Below are 12309 nucleotides of genomic sequence, written 5' to 3' on the forward strand. Positions count from 1 at the left end.
CTCACAGAATCCCCAGTCCACGTTATGGGCATCGTCAGGGGAAACAATCCCGGGCGTTCCGGGAAGCTCCGGCCATCAACATCGCATTTTGATCAGCCAGCGAGATTCTTGAAGGCCGTGCATGCGCATGCCGATACGCGCGGAAAACGCTAGCGACCTGAAGCCGACGAACTGCTCGCCGCAACGCGCGTGAGCGCCAGCGACGGTGTCGCCGACATCTTGACCAGTACGTCCTTGAGCGGATTTTGCGTCCAGGCGCGGGTCACGTAGTCGCGATGCCTGATGCCGTCGCCAGTTTCGACGAATACCACGCTGCCGGGACGCAAGGGGCCGTCCATGTCCTCCGAGACGCTGATGCCCTTTTGTCGGAGCATGCTCATCAGCTCGCGATCGCGCCGCGCGGTGTAGTGGGTGTAGGAGCTGACGAAGAAGCCGGAACGGTGGCTCTCGATCCAGGAGGCGAACTTGTCGAGCTCGCCATAGACCGCATCAAGCAGCACGACGCCGCGAACGCGGTCGCTGATGCCGCCGACCTCGAGGCTCCATGCGGTCGGCAGGAAACCGCCGCTATAGCCGACGATGATGATCGGCATGTTGGCGAAGGCGCGCGCGCTGCCGGGATCGCCATAGAGACGGGCGAGGTGTTCGCTGGATTCGGCCATGAAGCGCTTGAGCCCGCCAGGCTGCCAGAACTTGCCGGCGCTGGAATCGGCGGCGTCGACCGCCATCTGCGGTGCAAGCAGCACGGCGTTGGCGCCGGACTCGGAGATCTGCTGCGGCACCAATTGCCGGTCGCGCACGTCGCGCTCCAGCGTCGCGCCGTTGCCGTGGAAGAACAGCACGATCACGCCTGGCTTGCGCACGTCGAAATGATCCGGCACGTGCACGAGCACGCGGCTGTCATTGTAGGTCTCGTCCTGCCAGAATACGCGTCCCGAATAGCTGCGGTGGCCGCGGCGATCGCCCTTGGAGATGTTGAGGAAGGGCGCGTCGGAGGCGGGATTGTTGCCGAAATAGGGGAACGCGGACGACTTCATGCTGACGAGCGTCGTCAGGTCGTCGCGCTGCGGACGTTGATAGGGCACTTGCGGCTCGAGCGAGGCGACCTTGTAGGGGGCCGGCGCCGGCTCCTGCACCGCGCGCTTCGGCGAAAAGTCCGACATCTGCCGTTGCAGGAAGCTTTCGCTTGCCGAGGGGAAGCGCTCCTTGAACTGCGGGGCCGGGAAGCGATCCTCGAACGTGTCGCCGCTTGCGACTTGCGTGCTGGTCTTGGCGACGATCTGGGTATTGGCCTGGGAGGTTGCTTGGGAGTTCGCCGCCAGCATCGCCGGGTTGGGCGCCTTGCCGCATTGAACCAATGTCAGTGAGAGCGGCACCAAGACGGAGGCGAGGCCGATCCGGCAGGCAAGTCGAAACGCGTGATGATGCGTGCCGGGCGATCTCGCCCGGTCAGCACGCATGGCTGTTTCGACTCTCGGATCGGCCCCGACCATCCACCCACTAACCCCAAGGCAATCGGCTTTCTTGAGCTAATTCAGCCGACTGGCGTTTAGGTGACGTTAAGCTTCCGGAGAAAACTCCCCACATCCGGAACGCTGAAAATGACCACGGAATCGTGTCGCGATTGTGGGAGGGGAAGTAGGCTTTCCCCAGCGTGACAGCAGGTTTATTGCCCGCAAGGGTGCATATGTGGTTCTATAATACCTCTTTCGGTTGCCTCATTTAGCCCTTGTTAACCCTGCTTGAATTGACTGGACCAATCTGCACGATGCTTGGGAGAGGCGCGACGCCTCAGCTAAGGACGGCGATGACGGCATCAGATGCGGGAAGCACGGCGTGGACGGGCCGGCGTCTCGGAAGCGGGTCCGGCGTTTCCGTTCTCGTGGCGACCGCGATCGTCGTCGCCGACATGGTTGGCGTCGGAGTGTTCACGAGCCTCGGCTTCCAGGTCAAGGACATCCCGTCCGGCTTCTCGATCCTGCTGTTGTGGACGGTCGGCGGCATCGTCGCGCTGTGCGGCGTGTTCTCCTACAGCGAACTCGGGGCGATGTTCCCGCGCTCGAGCGGCGAGTACAATTTTCTCGGCCGGGCCTATCATCCCGCATTCGGTTTTCTCGCCGGCTGGGTCTCGGCGACCGTCGGCTTTGCCGCACCGGTCGCGCTCGCCGCGATGGCGTTCGGCCAATATGCGAAGTCGGTCATTCCGACGTTGCCGCCGATCCCGCTTGCCATCGGCGTGGTGTGGCTGGTGTCGATCGTGCAGCTCACCGGCGTCAAGCACTCCTCGACCTTCCAGCTCGTCTCGACGATTCTGAAAGTCATTCTGATCGTGGCCTTCCTGGTTGCAGGCTTTGCGATCGGCATACGGCAGCCGGTGTCGTTCATGCCGGCGTCGGGCGACTTCGGCCACATCACCAGCGCACCCTTCGCGATCGGGCTCGTCTTCGTGATGTACTCCTTTTCCGGCTGGAACGCGGCGACCTACATCATCGGCGAGCTGCACATGCCGCAGCAGAGCCTGCCGCGCGCGCTGCTCGCGGGCACGCTGATCGTGATGGTGCTCTATGTGGCGCTGAACGCGGTCTTTCTCTACGCAACCCCGATCGACAAGCTCGCCGGCCAGCTCGAAGTCGCCAGCATCAGCGGCGCTGCCATCTTCGGCGACCTCGGCGGCCGTATCGTCGGCACCATGATCTGTGTCGGCCTGATCTCCTCCATCAGCGCGATGATGTGGATCGGTCCGCGCGTCATGATGACGATGGGCGAGGACATTCCGGCGCTCCGCGTGTTTTCCCGGAAGTCGGCGAGCGGCGCGCCGGCCTATGCGATCCTGTTTCAGCTCGCGATCGCCAACCTCCTGCTCTTCACGCGCAGCTTCGAGGCGGTGCTGGACTTCATCCAGTTCGCGCTGTTGTTCTGCTCGTTCTTCACCGTGCTCGGGGTGATCAAGCTGCGCTTCACCGATCCCGCTCTGCCGCGGCCCTACCGCGCCTGGGGCTACCCGGTCACGCCGGTGGTTTTCCTGCTCGTGACCGCCTTCATGATGTACTATCTGTTGACCGAGCGGCCGGTTCAGTCGCTGTCGAGCATGCTGATCATGCTCTCGGGCCTGTTGATATACGCCATTTTCCGCAGGCGGCCGGACGCCGCTGCAACCTTACCCAATCGCGAATAGACATGTTTCGACCCATGAAGATTGCGGCCGTCGCCTTCACCTTGTTGTTCGCGATCGTGGCCCCCGCACGTGCGGCCGGCACCGTCACGGCCGATGACACGGCACGCTTCCTCGCGGGCATGCAGCCATCCGCGGAGTCTCCGCTCGTGGCGCTGACCAGGGATCCGTCCTGGCAGCGCCACGCCAAGTTCTTCGACGGCGCCTTCGCCCAGCTCGAGCAGCGGCAGCTTTCCAGGATCCGCGCCTGGTCGGAGGTCAATCTGGCCGCGCCCCGGCCGACCATGTTCTACATGTTCTCGGGGCCGGATTTCCTCTACGCCGACGCGTTCTATTCCAAGGCAAGCACCTACGTGCTTGGCGCGCTCGAGCCGGTCGGTAACGTTCCAGACCTGACGCGCGTACCGCGTGGCGCGATTGCGCCCGCGCTCTACAATGTCGAGCGCTCGCTCGGCTCGATTCTCAGCTTCAGCTTCTTCATCACCAAGCACATGAAGGTCGACCTGCACGCCAACGAGGTCAACGGCACCTTGCCGATCCTCTATGTCTTCCTGGCGCGTTCGGGGAAGACCATCCGCAACGTCGAGATGGTCTCGATCGACGACAAGGGCGGCCTGCATGTGGCAGGCGAAAACGCAGGTCCGAACGCCACCCACGGCGTGCGCATCACCTTCGTCGGCAGCGATGGCGGGGTGCGAACGCTGTATTACTTCTCGACCGACCTCTCCAATTCCGGCGCGCGCGCGGCCGGCTTCCTGAAGTTTTGCGAGACGCTCGGACCCGGCAACAGCCTGCTCAAGAGCGCCTCGTATCTCCTGCACGCAGGCAACTTCACGACGGTGCGCGACTGGCTGCTCGCCAACAGCGCCACCATCATCCAGGACGATTCCGGCATTCCGCTTGCGAACTACAATGCGCGGCAATGGCGGTTCTTCCCGTTCGGCCGCTATCTCGGCCCGATTGCGGAATTTCCCGGCCGATATCAGGAACGCTATGCCGACCTCTTCTCGCGCGCCCAGCCGATCGATTTCGGCATCGGCTATCGCTGGCGCATGAATGAATCGAACCTGCTGCTGTCGGTGAAGGTGCCGGGCACCGAGACCGCGCCGGCCGAGACCACCTCGTCGGCCGAACCGCCGCCAAAACCCGTCCGTCCGAAGCGGCCGCGGCCGCCCGAGTCGATCCCGCCGCCGCCCGGACGCTTCTTCTGGTTTCGCTAAAGCGCGAGGAGATCGCGCTTTAGCAGGCTGTTGAAGAAGTCTTCGAGCGACGCGCGATAAATGGGATGTCGTCGCCATTAAGGAGGCAGATTTCACCTTCGAGTGAGCCGTCATCCCGCAGTTCGGCCTAGCCATCACCGTTGGCTGGCTCCATTTCGTCGTTTCCCTGCCAGCCGAACTGGACGGCATCGCCGTCACAGGCTCCATGAATGCAGCCCGTGAGGCAATCGAAGGCGAACTCGCCGCCGTCGTCATCGAACAGGATGTAGGCGCCCGCCACGGCCATGTCGTAGCCTGGTGTCTCGACGACCCGCCATCTACCTCGGATGCTCATGCCGGTGCCGCCAGAAGCTTGGGCAGCCGGATCAGATTATAGGCCGCAAGCGCCAGGACGAAGACGGCATCCACCCGGTCGCGGCCTCGCAGCTTGACCTTGGCCAGGCCAGCGGAACTCTTGATCCAGCCGAAGACTTCTTCGATGCGTTTGCGGCAGCGTTGGCTGATGTCATAGCCGTCGTGACGCGTGGTACGCGCGTCGACCGCCGTCTTGCGCCGCTTGCCGGTCTTACTCAGATGTCCATTGATCGCGATATGCGGAGTAACCGATCTATCTCTCAGGTCATGCACGAACTGCGTGACGTCGTAGGCTTTGTCCGCCCCCAGAGTGACCCGCTTCGCACACCCGCGCCTGTCGATCATGGCAAGCGCAATCTCTCGTTCGGCGGTGCCAGTAGCTTGGCTCACTCCACCTAAAACCGCCAAACCATTGCGGTTCTCCATCAGCGCATGGCCCATATAGCAGAGTTTGGCCGGCTGGCCGTCGCCCTTTTTATAGAGCCTGGCCTCAGGATCGGTCGTGCTCTCATGGGTCTCGTTGGATCGCTTCTCCTTGTGGAAGCTGCGCTCGGCATTGCGTCCCGGACCGTCCTGATCTTTGTCGCTGCCATCCTTCCTCCGGAAGCTCTTGATCGAAGCCCAGGCTTCAATGAGCGTGCCGTCCACCGAGAAGTGATCGCTCGACAAAAGACGCTTCACCTTCGGCTGCGCCAAAAGCGCGTTCAAGAACTTGGCCGCAATCTCACCTTCAAGCAGCCGGTCGCGGTTCTTCGAGAAGGTTGAATGGTCCCAAACCGCATCGTCCACCCCAAGCCCGACGAACCAGCGGAACAGAAGATCGAACTCCATCCGTTCCATCAGATGCCTTTCCGAGCGAACCCCATAGAACGCCTGTAGGAGCATCGCCCGAAGCAGTTTCTCCGGTGCGATCGAGGGCCGACCGAAGTCCGTGTAGAGCTTGCCAAACTCCCCAGAAAGATCGCCCAGCGCCGCATTTGCCAGATCCCTGATCGCCCGCAGCGGGTGGTCGACGCGAACCCGAGCCTCCAGGTCAACATAACTGAACAGCGAGCCAGACCGTTCGTCACTTCCCCGCATCGTGCCACCCCAGCAAAATCCTGATCCTAGGGAATCACGATCCAAAACGCTTCGCCAGAGACTTCTTCAACAGCCTGTTAGGTTATCGTTTTGAGCATGATCTCCGCGCAAACGCGTTCCGCGTTTGTCGCGAGGGAAAACCGCTTCACACTTTTCCGGATCATGCTCTGACTACCAGTGAACGCTCTGGCTCGGAACGATGAAGGCCGTCGTGCTTGGCTGAGTTGCGAAGCTGGTCGCCAGGTACCAGCCGGAGCCGAGGACGAGGGTGAGCAGCGCGATGATGGCGAGCAGGTCGATGGTCCTGCTGTCGTGGCCGTGGCGGCTGATTTTCCAGCGCATTGTTGTTTCCTCCCGATGGGAGCATCACAACAACGCGATCGTAGCATTCCCGGTTCCCTGCACGTCAGAGATGCAGGGCACGCTTGGATGCGGTGCAGCTAAATCAGGAGGCGTTGACGCCGCGCCAGCGTCCATAACGCCATGGCAGATACCAGCATGCGCCTTGCGGGGCCGTCAGCGGCACGTTGTCGATGCCTGACGTTCCGAACGGGTGGCAGCGCAACAGCCGCGCGAGCGTCATCCAACCACCGGCCCAGAGTCCGAAACGCTCGATCGCCTCATCGCCATAGACCGAACAGGTCGGCAGGTGGCGGCAGTTGTAGCCGACGAGCGGGGACAGCGTGTGCCGGTACAGCCAGATCAGCCCGCGTCCGACAAGGCGCGGCAACCGCAGCAGCGATGCGACGATGGTGCGATCTGGTTCTGACGCTGAATGCTTCATGTGCGCCTTGCTGCGAAGCTGTGCGAGGAGTTGCGCGGTTCCAGCGCAGGGAACAGCAAGCCGTTGCGCGGACGCCATATTTTGCATGTTTTTAGAGGGCAGTGCAGCAAGTACCTATGGACGATCTGTATTCCCCCGGATACATTTTTTGTGACGGCTGTGTGATACAGAGTCGAACGTTGCCTGGGGCTTGCCTGATCGCTTTTGAGGCTTGGGGAAGGAACCACGTTGAGACTTCTGAGGGCGCTTGATGTTCGCGGCTGGTTGCTTGTGGGAACCGCTGCTTGTTGCGTTGCGCTGACGGGCGCGGTCGCGACCTTCAGCTCTTCCGCACATGCTGGCGGTACGCTCGAAGAGCGCAAGCTGCCCATGAGATTCAATTGGATTGCATGCGAGCCGAACTGCCGCGGCTGGGTCAGCGCGGTCGGCATCATCACAGCCGATACGCCGAAGGATTTTGAGGATTTTGCTCGTGGGCGCCAGCTTGGCGGGGCGACCGTGGTGCTCGACTCCAGTGGTGGTTCCGTCAACGATGCGATCTCGCTCGGGCGGCGCTTCCGTAACCTCGGCCTTTTGACCACCGTTGGCACCAGTGTGCAGAACCGCGGCGGGCTGGGCGCGCGTCCAGCCGTTGCGCCCGAGGCCTATTGCGAGTCCATGTGCGTGTTCCTGCTGCTCGCCGGCAAGACGCGCTACGTGCCGGAAGCAGCCCATGTCCGCGTGCATCAGATCTGGATGGGCGACCGTGCCGACGACGCGCGGGCCGCAAGCTACAGCGCGCAGGACCTCATGATCGTCGAGCGCGACATCGGCCGGCTCGCCAAGTACACCTTCGATATGGGTGGCGCCGGCGACTTGCTGTCGCTCGCACTGAGCGTGCCGCCGTGGGAAGACCTGCGCGAATTGGGCGCGGCCGAGCTCAAGATCACCAATCTTGTGACGACGGACGCTGCTTCCGACGTGCTGCCGCACGTCGATGTCGCTGCCCCGGCGATGGCTGACGCGGCACCAAAGGCGCAGGATCGCTTTGCGGCGGAGCCGGAGCAGCCGGCCAAGTCGACCAAGACGGCGGAAGCCGCGGTCCCGACCGGCGCAGCGCCGGTGGCGGCGTCGCAGAAGTAGCTTCGGAGCTTGATCGTCATTCAGGGGCGTCGCGAAGCGCCGAACCTCGAGTCCAGAGCTTGTGGAGCGAGATTCGAGGGCGCGCTGACGCGCGGCCCGAAAATGACGTTGAGATGGACTCAGCCCTGCGCTGCAGCCGGCTGCTTGGCCTTCGCTTCGATCTGGCCGATGGCGTCGACGACGGCGTCAAAGGTCAGCAGTGTCGAAGCGTGGCGCGCCTTGTAATCGCGGACCGGTTCGAGGAACTTGATCTCGGCCCATTTTCCGTCCGGCGGCGCACCGTTTTCTTTCAGCATCTTGCGAACGGTTTCGCGTAACTCACGGAGTTCGCTCGCAGTGGAGCCGACCACGTGACTTGCCATGATGGATGAAGACGCTTGTCCAAGCGCGCAGGCCTTCACGTCATGGGCGAAGTCGGTGACGGTGTCCCCACTCATCTTGAGATCGACCTTCACGGTCGAGCCGCACAACTTGGAGTGAGCGGTGGCGCTGGCGTCGGGATCGGAGAGGCGACCCAGACGGGGGATATTCCCGGCCAGTTCGATGATCCGCTTGTTATAGATGTCGTTCAGCATGTGATGGAGTCCGAGACCTTCCGGGCGGCTTCCGGCGGGATCGGCCTTGGCGGCCGCCGTCCTCGGCCCTATATAGGGTCGGAACTGGCGGAAAAACAGCCCGCTGGCCTTGTCGGCGGTGGTCGAGCACCTCGCATCCGACGTCGAGGCGGGGGTGGTTGGCTGCCAAACTTGGTTGTTCTCTCAGGCGTCCGGCGGCTTGACCGCCCCGTCTGCCGGTGACACTCCGGCCGCAAGGCCGTCGAACGGAGTTGACATGGACGCGTTGATCAAACCCATCCGCCCCAGCAAGCCTTCCGACAAGCAGGTCGATCGCCCCGCCGAGCTTGATCCCGCTGAATTTCTCGCAGCCGCCGTCCGTGCCGACCAGCCGCGCCCGGCGCGCGCCGAGGCCGAGCAGGCGGTGAAGACGCTGCTCGCCTATATCGGCGAGAACACCGAGCGCGAGGGACTGCTCGACACGCCGCGCCGCGTGGTCGAGGCCTTCGACGAGCTTTATCAGGGCTACCACCAGTGCCCGGCCGAGGTGCTGGACCGCACCTTCGGCGAGACCGCCGGCTATGACGATTTCGTGCTGGTGCGCGACATCGAGTTCACCTCGCAGTGCGAGCATCACATGATGCCGTTCTACGGCAAGGCGCACATCGCCTACACGCCGGTCGAGCGCGTCGTTGGCCTCTCCAAGCTCGCGCGGCTGACCGACATTTTCGCCCGCAGGCTCCAGACCCAGGAGCATCTGACCGCGCAGATCGCGGCCGCGATCGACGAGGTCCTGAAGCCCCGCGGCGTTGCGGTGCTGGTCGAGGCCGAGCATACCTGCATGTCGGTGCGCGGCGTCGCCAAGCATGGCGCGATGACGTTCACCAGCCGTTTCACCGGCATGTTCCGCGACAATCCCGCGGAGCAGGCCCGCTTCCTGTCCCTGGTGCGAGGCTCACCGCGCTGACCCTCGTCGACGATTGAGCCGAGGGTTTTCGTGTCCACTCACTCCCACGACATCGAGGAAGGGCTGAGCTTCCAGCCCAAATTCGACGCGGCTGGCCTCGTCACCTGCGTGGCGACGGATGCTGCGACCGGCGACGTGCTGATGGTCGCCCACATGAACGACGAGGCGCTGCGCAAGACCATTGCGACGGGTGAAGCCTGGTACTTCAGCCGCTCGCGCAATGCGTTGTGGCGAAAAGGTGAGACGTCGGGTCAAACCCAGCGCGTCGTCGAGATGCGCGCCGATTGCGACCAGGACGCGGTCTGGATCCGGGTCGAGCAGGTCGGCGCAGCCTGCCACACCGGCCGCAAGTCGTGCTTCTACCGCAGGGTGGAGGCCGATGGCGGAAGCGCGAAGCTCGTCTTCGTCGAGGCCGAGCGGCTGTTCGATCCGGGCGCGGTCTACAAGAAATAGCCTCCGTCATTCCGGGGCGGCTCGAAGAGCCGAACCCGGAATCTCGAGATTCCGGGTTCATCGCTGCGCGATGCCCCGGAATGACAGGGGATACAAAATTAACTCCGCATTAACCATACCTGTCCCACCGTGAGACGACATGGCGCCGAATTGCCGGCGTTATCAACGCCGCGCGGAGCGGGCTGCCCAATATGTCGGTCGACAACTCAAGTGCCACGACGACGGCGGGGATCGATCCGTCGCGGGCGCGTGTGACCGGCGCGATCAAGCAGGCCTCCAATCTCACCGGCGTCAGCTTCGAATACATGCTGACCACCGCGAAGATGGAATCGGATTTCAATCCGACCGCGGGTGCGTCGACCTCGTCAGCGCACGGGCTCTATCAGTTCATCGACCAGACCTGGCTCGGCACCGTGAAGGAAGCGGGCACCCAGCTCGGCTACGGCAGCTATGCCGATGCCATCACCAAGACCTCCTCCGGCAGCTACACGGTCACCGATCCGACCATGCGCAGCTCGATCATGAAGCTGCGCGATGATCCGCAGGCCGCATCGAGCATGGCCGCAGTGCTGACGCAGTCGAACAGCTTCAAGCTCACGGGCCTGCTCGGCCGCCGTCCGAGCGACAGCGAGCTCTATATGGCGCACTTCATGGGCGTCGGCGGCGCGGCCAAGCTGATCGCCAACGCCGAGGACAATCCGCAAGCCGTCGGCGCGCGGCTATTCCCCAATGCCGCCGCGGCCAACCGTTCGATCTTCTATGCCAAGGACGGCCGTGCGCGCAGCGTCTCCGAGGTCTATTCGGTGCTGGATGCGCGCTACGCCAGCGCCGCGAATTCGAAATCGACGCGGAGCGCGATGGCCATGTACGGCGACACGCCGTCGACGACCCAGGTCGCGAGCGCAAACGGCGTGCAGCCAACGCCGCTGATCGACAACGCCGCCTATCTCCAGACCTTCCCGGATACGCGCGTGGCGACGCCGGCCAGCGCGACGTCGGCAATGACGGTGGCGGACAATTCGCCGAGCACGCCGGTGTTTCGCTCGATCTATCAGCCCGGCGACAGCACGCAGCCGGTCTCGGCCACGGTGCAGAAATTATGGGGCAATAACGCCTCGCTCACCTCGGTTACGAATGCGACGCCCGACGTTCGTGCGCCGCAGCCGCTCGATCTCTTTAGCGATCGCAGCGGTACCTTCTCGGGCTGAGGGCGGGCTGCAAGATTTGCAGCCCTTAACAAAACGTCAATAAAACCAGTTGGTTATGGTGAACGCTTTGTTAAGCGTCGTGGTTTATTTTGTCTTGCGGGTGACGGGTGTCACCGTTTCGTTTGGTTGCGTAGGCCGGAAGCACAATGATCGTTCGGCAGTTTATCAATTGGATCAGGACTGCGTCCGCCGGTGAGCGGGCAGAGGCAACACGGGCGTTGGCCCGTGCCTGGTTGATTTCAGATCTTACCCACGACGACCGCGTCGCCGCCGAAGGCGCGCTGTTGATGCTGCTCGACGATACTTCGCCGCTGGTTCGCCAGGCCATGGCGGAAGCCTTCGCGCGCTCGACGGAGGCGCCGGCGGCGATCGTTCAGGCGCTGTCGACTGACCAGCCGTCGGTCGCGCTTCCCGTGCTCGAACATTCGCCGCTCCTGATCGATGCCGATCTCGTCGACATCGTCGCAACCGGCAATTGCGAGGTGCAATGCGCCATCGCCCGCCGTATCGCGCTGCCGGCCTCGGTCTGCGCCGCGATCGCCGAAGTCGGGTGCGCCGCGGCCGCGCTCGAGCTGATCGAAAATCCCTACGCCGAACTCGCGCCGTTCTCATGGGACCGTATCGTCGAGCGTCACGGCCATCTTGCCGCGATCCGCGAGGCACTGCTGGTGCTCGAGGATCTGCCCGCGGCCACGCGCGCCGCGCTGGTCGCAAAGCTCTCCGAGACGCTGGCGCAGTTCGTGATCGCCCGCAACTGGCTGAGTGCCGATCGCGCCGAGCGCATCGCCACAGAGGCGCGCGACCGCTCCACCGTCAACATCGCGGCGCGCTCGCGCGGCGAGGACATTCAAGGCCTCGTACGCCACCTGCGCGCGACGTCGCAGCTCACGGCAGGACTGATCCTGCGCGCGCTATTGTCGGGCAATCTCGAATTGTTCAATGCGGCGCTTACGGAGTTGTCGGAGCTGCCGCCGGCGCGCGTCGCGGCGCTGCTGCATGATCGCGGCGGGGCCAGCCTGCATGCGCTTCTGCGCCGCGCGGGCTTTCCGGAATCGACCTTCGCGGCGTTCCAGGTCGCGCTCGAGGCCTGCCACGAGAACGGTTTTGTCGACACCCAGGACGGCGCTGCGCGGCTGCGCAGGCGCATGGTCGAGCGCGTGCTCACCCATTGCGAGACAGATCGCGGCGCGACCGATCCGCTGCTCATCCTGCTACGCCGCTTCGCGACCGAGTCGGCGCGCGAGGAAGCGCGCCTGTTCTGCGACGAACTTGTCGCAGAGGAGGCGATCGCGCCGCTCTACGACGATCTGATCGCGGCGTAACGAAGATTCGGTAGGGTGGGTTAGCCGAAGGCGTAACCCACCTCTTTGATTCCCGCGTGTCGAGAAAAGTGGT

Annotated in this window: 13 protein-coding genes; 7 read left to right on the forward strand and 6 right to left on the reverse strand. The window is 63.6% G+C overall.

Annotated features, from left to right (window positions below; genetic code table 11):
- Positions 1–149: 149 nt before the first annotated feature.
- Positions 150–1460: an alpha/beta hydrolase gene (locus NLM33_RS46115; RefSeq protein ID WP_254105418.1), complete on the reverse strand. Its 1311-nt coding sequence runs from the start codon at positions 1458–1460 to the stop codon at positions 150–152.
- A gap of 347 nt (positions 1461–1807) precedes the next feature.
- Here NLM33_RS46115 and NLM33_RS46120 point away from each other — a divergent pair, with 347 nt between their 5' ends.
- Both NLM33_RS46120 and NLM33_RS46125 read left to right on the forward strand, forming a co-directional pair.
- Positions 1808–3175, forward strand: coding sequence for an APC family permease (locus NLM33_RS46120; RefSeq protein WP_254105420.1), 1368 nt, complete (start codon positions 1808–1810; stop codon positions 3173–3175).
- 2 nt (positions 3176–3177) lie between these two features.
- The gene (locus NLM33_RS46125) at positions 3178–4392 is read left to right on the forward strand and encodes a hypothetical protein (protein ID WP_254105422.1); all 1215 of its coding nucleotides are present in this window, start codon (positions 3178–3180) and stop codon (positions 4390–4392) included.
- Between the two features lie 127 nt (positions 4393–4519).
- Here the strand turns inward: NLM33_RS46125 and NLM33_RS46130 are convergent, their stop codons facing one another.
- The 4 genes from NLM33_RS46130 to yidD form a co-directional block, all read right to left on the reverse strand.
- Complete coding sequence (locus NLM33_RS46130) at positions 4520–4726, reverse strand: hypothetical protein (RefSeq protein WP_254094631.1); 207 nt, start codon at positions 4724–4726, stop codon at positions 4520–4522.
- Complete coding sequence (locus tag NLM33_RS46135) at positions 4723–5826, reverse strand: IS5 family transposase (protein WP_254094633.1); 1104 nt, start codon at positions 5824–5826, stop codon at positions 4723–4725. Before NLM33_RS46135 ends, NLM33_RS46130 begins: the two co-directional genes overlap by 4 nt.
- 171 nt (positions 5827–5997) lie before the next feature.
- Positions 5998–6168, reverse strand: a complete 171-nt coding sequence (locus NLM33_RS46140) for a hypothetical protein (protein ID WP_254105425.1) — start codon at positions 6166–6168, stop codon at positions 5998–6000.
- A gap of 103 nt (positions 6169–6271) precedes the next feature.
- On the reverse strand, positions 6272–6610 hold the full coding sequence (gene yidD, locus NLM33_RS46145) for a membrane protein insertion efficiency factor YidD (RefSeq protein ID WP_254105428.1): 339 nt from the start codon (positions 6608–6610) through the stop codon (positions 6272–6274).
- 228 nt (positions 6611–6838) lie between these two features.
- Here yidD and NLM33_RS46150 point away from each other — a divergent pair, with 228 nt between their 5' ends.
- The gene (locus NLM33_RS46150) at positions 6839–7732 is read left to right on the forward strand and encodes a hypothetical protein (protein WP_254105430.1); all 894 of its coding nucleotides are present in this window, start codon (positions 6839–6841) and stop codon (positions 7730–7732) included.
- Positions 7733–7851: 119 nt separating this feature from the next.
- On the opposite strand, the gene NLM33_RS46155 is transcribed toward NLM33_RS46150, so the two are convergent.
- On the reverse strand, positions 7852–8307 hold the full coding sequence (locus NLM33_RS46155) for an iron-sulfur cluster assembly scaffold protein (RefSeq protein WP_254105432.1): 456 nt from the start codon (positions 8305–8307) through the stop codon (positions 7852–7854).
- Positions 8308–8563: 256 nt separating this feature from the next.
- On the opposite strand from NLM33_RS46155, the gene folE reads away from it, so the two are divergent.
- From folE to NLM33_RS46175, 4 genes are all read left to right on the forward strand, one after another.
- Complete coding sequence (folE, locus tag NLM33_RS46160) at positions 8564–9253, forward strand: GTP cyclohydrolase I FolE (RefSeq protein WP_254105435.1); 690 nt, start codon at positions 8564–8566, stop codon at positions 9251–9253.
- 30 nt (positions 9254–9283) lie between these two features.
- Complete coding sequence (gene hisI / locus NLM33_RS46165; protein ID WP_254105448.1) at positions 9284–9706, forward strand: phosphoribosyl-AMP cyclohydrolase; 423 nt, start codon at positions 9284–9286, stop codon at positions 9704–9706.
- Between the two features lie 191 nt (positions 9707–9897).
- Complete coding sequence (locus tag NLM33_RS46170) at positions 9898–10914, forward strand: lytic transglycosylase domain-containing protein (protein WP_371930093.1); 1017 nt, start codon at positions 9898–9900, stop codon at positions 10912–10914.
- Positions 10915–11060: 146 nt separating this feature from the next.
- Positions 11061–12236 (forward strand): DUF2336 domain-containing protein, encoded by a 1176-nt coding sequence (locus NLM33_RS46175; protein ID WP_254105451.1) that lies wholly within the window; start codon positions 11061–11063, stop codon positions 12234–12236.
- Positions 12237–12309 lie beyond the last annotated feature (73 nt).

Source organism: Bradyrhizobium sp. CCGUVB1N3, assembly GCF_024199925.1.
GTDB lineage: Bacteria > Pseudomonadota > Alphaproteobacteria > Rhizobiales > Xanthobacteraceae > Bradyrhizobium.

Bases quoted from the DNA above. Each gene is read 5' to 3' on its own strand.
- NLM33_RS46125 (WP_254105422.1), top strand. From the start codon at position 3,178: ATGTTTCGACCCATGAAGATTGCGGCCGTCGCCTTCACCTTGTTGTTC.
- NLM33_RS46170 (WP_371930093.1), top strand. From the start codon at position 9,898: ATGTCGGTCGACAACTCAAGTGCCACGACGACGGCGGGGATCGATCCG.
- NLM33_RS46130 (WP_254094631.1), bottom strand. From the start codon at position 4,726: ATGAGCATCCGAGGTAGATGGCGGGTCGTCGAGACACCAGGCTACGAC.
- NLM33_RS46175 (WP_254105451.1), top strand. From the start codon at position 11,061: ATGATCGTTCGGCAGTTTATCAATTGGATCAGGACTGCGTCCGCCGGT.
- NLM33_RS46120 (WP_254105420.1), top strand. From the start codon at position 1,808: ATGACGGCATCAGATGCGGGAAGCACGGCGTGGACGGGCCGGCGTCTC.
- NLM33_RS46140 (WP_254105425.1), bottom strand. From the start codon at position 6,168: ATGCGCTGGAAAATCAGCCGCCACGGCCACGACAGCAGGACCATCGAC.
- NLM33_RS46155 (WP_254105432.1), bottom strand. From the start codon at position 8,307: ATGCTGAACGACATCTATAACAAGCGGATCATCGAACTGGCCGGGAAT.
- yidD (WP_254105428.1), bottom strand. From the start codon at position 6,610: ATGAAGCATTCAGCGTCAGAACCAGATCGCACCATCGTCGCATCGCTG.
- folE (WP_254105435.1), top strand. From the start codon at position 8,564: ATGGACGCGTTGATCAAACCCATCCGCCCCAGCAAGCCTTCCGACAAG.
- NLM33_RS46135 (WP_254094633.1), bottom strand. From the start codon at position 5,826: ATGCGGGGAAGTGACGAACGGTCTGGCTCGCTGTTCAGTTATGTTGAC.
- NLM33_RS46115 (WP_254105418.1), bottom strand. From the start codon at position 1,460: ATGCGTGCTGACCGGGCGAGATCGCCCGGCACGCATCATCACGCGTTT.